We start from the raw sequence: 2,119 nt of genomic DNA on the forward strand, positions 1-2,119 counted from the left end.
ATATATATATATATACGGGAATTGAAAAAATAAATATTTTTATATTTATATATGTACACACTCTGCAAAATTACGTTAGATTGTTAGACATGGCTCAACCATGCGGTTTATCGGCATTTTTTGGTTAGTTTTTAGGTTAGCAAATCTTACAAATGGGGGGTGATTTTATGGAATTACGACTGTATCAGCAAGAGCTGGTCAATAATATCAAAAAATCCATGCTGAACGGTCATCGGCATATCGTTGCCGTGTTAGGATGCGGCGGCGGCAAATCAGTTATCCAGGCGGCGATAGCGAAATCAGCGACGGATAAGGGAAACCGCGTATTATTTCTTGTGCATCGTAAAGAGCTATGCGAACAGATAGAACGTACGTTTCGAGATATGGGCGTCAATTTAACTCTCTGTCATATCGGTATGGTACAGACGGTCACACGGCGATTAGCGCAGATAGAAGCACCGGCAGTTATCTTACAGGATGAAGCACACCATGCGTTGTCGCCGACGTATCGACGGATTTACGACCATTTCAGCGACGCGTACCTGTTGGGATTCACGGCAACGCCGCAACGGATGAACGAAGGCGGTTTAGGTGCCGTTTTCGACGACCTGATAACGTCCGTCTCGACGGCATGGCTCATCGAACATCATTATCTGGCGCCGTATCACTACTACGGCGTAACGTTAGCCGATACATCACAGTTACACACGAAACACGGCGATTTTGATAAAGCTGAGGTCGAAGAGCTGATGAGCAAGCACGTTATCTACGGCAACACGGTAAAGAACTGGAAGAAATACGCGGACGGTAAGCAGACTATCGTCTATTGCGCGTCCATCGTTGCCAGTAAGGCGACGGCGGACGAATTCCGGCTCGCCGGAGTGAACGCGATACATCTCGATGGAGCGACGCCGAAACACGAACGCGAACGAGCCGTTCAGGCATTCCGGGACGGTACCGTTACCGTTATCTGCAACTTGGATCTGTTCGGCGAAGGGTTCGACGTGCCGGATTGCGAGGCGGTCGTATTGCTCAGACCGACGAAATCGCTGGCACTCCATATCCAGCAGTCTATGAGATCCATGCGATATAAGCCGAATAAAGAGGCTATCATCATGGACCACGTAGGGAATTTCATGCGTCATGGTTTACCGGACGATGAACGGACCTGGACGCTGAAATCGAAGAGAAAGAAGACGAAAAACAAAATAAACGTTAAACGCTGCCCGAATTGCTTTATGGTCGTGCCCGCATCAGCGAAGATATGCCCGACGTGCGGGATGGAATTAACACGCGAAACGGAAACGAATCCGGCGAAAACGCTTGATATCATCCTGACGGAAATCTCACGGCTGCCGTACGACGATTACCTGAAATGCAAGACCTGGGACCAGCTGGAATTATTTCGTAAGGCGAAAAAATATAAATTCGCATGGTCCTTGCATAAGGCGCTCGAAATCGGGATAGATATCCCGGATAAATATAATTACATGCTCTATAGAATGGGGATGAGGCGATGACGGAAACGGATATCATGCATCAGATTATGCTCGATGTATCAGCGGCCGGTAATCTGATTTTCCGCGGCAACGTCGGAAAAGTAAAATTGCGAGATGGGAGATGGTTCGATACGGGCCTACCGAAGGGCTTCAGTGATCTGTTCGGAGCCGATAAAGACGGACGATTATTTTTCATCGAGGTAAAAGTACCCGGCGGACGCGTGCGAGACGAACAGAAACGGTTTATTACAGCGATGCGGAAACGCGGATTAAAGGCAGGTATTGCACACGACAGCAAGGAGGCTTTAGAAATAATCAATGGACATTCGGAACGCATTTAAAGCGATTTTAAACGATATGGATACAAACGGACCGTTGAAGACGGATAAAGAGACACAGGACGCCTTAAAGGTAATCGTTGAAAGAGTCGAGTATTTCAGGGACGAGAATAACTGGCCGGTCGAAGAATATACGGACGATTTCAAGAAATATCATCCAGCAGATCATCAGCAATGGGTATGGCTGTTTATGCAAGCCGCATTTAAATCCCGTGAGCTGGCCGATACATTATGTATTTTACGAGGGATGGGGTGTGAGTTGGTGCCAGATCAAACGTATGG

At 47.3% G+C, this 2,119-nt stretch carries 2 protein-coding genes and 1 pseudogene; all 3 read left to right on the plus strand.

What is annotated here, in order from left to right; translation table 11 throughout:
- Positions 1-167: 167 nt before the first annotated feature.
- Positions 168-1,520 carry a DEAD/DEAH box helicase family protein gene (locus PGX44_RS13610; RefSeq protein WP_498855796.1) on the plus strand — a complete coding sequence of 451 codons (1,353 nt, stop codon included), beginning with the start codon at positions 168-170 and terminating at the stop codon, positions 1,518-1,520.
- The gene (locus PGX44_RS13615) at positions 1,517-1,840 is read left to right on the plus strand and encodes a VRR-NUC domain-containing protein (RefSeq protein ID WP_498855797.1); all 324 of its coding nucleotides are present in this window, start codon (positions 1,517-1,519) and stop codon (positions 1,838-1,840) included. The genes PGX44_RS13610 and PGX44_RS13615 overlap by 4 nt, the downstream gene beginning before the upstream one ends.
- A 16-nt stretch (positions 1,841-1,856) precedes the next feature.
- A pseudogene (locus tag PGX44_RS13620) lies at positions 1,857-2,119 on the plus strand (hypothetical protein); the annotation flags it as partial.

The sequence above is a fragment of the Caecibacter sp. AF58-12pH5A genome, from assembly GCF_027681725.1.
In the GTDB taxonomy this organism is placed as follows: Bacteria; Bacillota; Negativicutes; order Veillonellales; family Megasphaeraceae; genus Megasphaera; species Megasphaera hominis.

Bases quoted from the DNA above. Each gene is read 5' to 3' on its own strand.
- PGX44_RS13610 (WP_498855796.1), top strand. From the start codon at position 168: ATGGAATTACGACTGTATCAGCAAGAGCTGGTCAATAATATCAAAAAA.
- PGX44_RS13615 (WP_498855797.1), top strand. From the start codon at position 1,517: ATGACGGAAACGGATATCATGCATCAGATTATGCTCGATGTATCAGCG.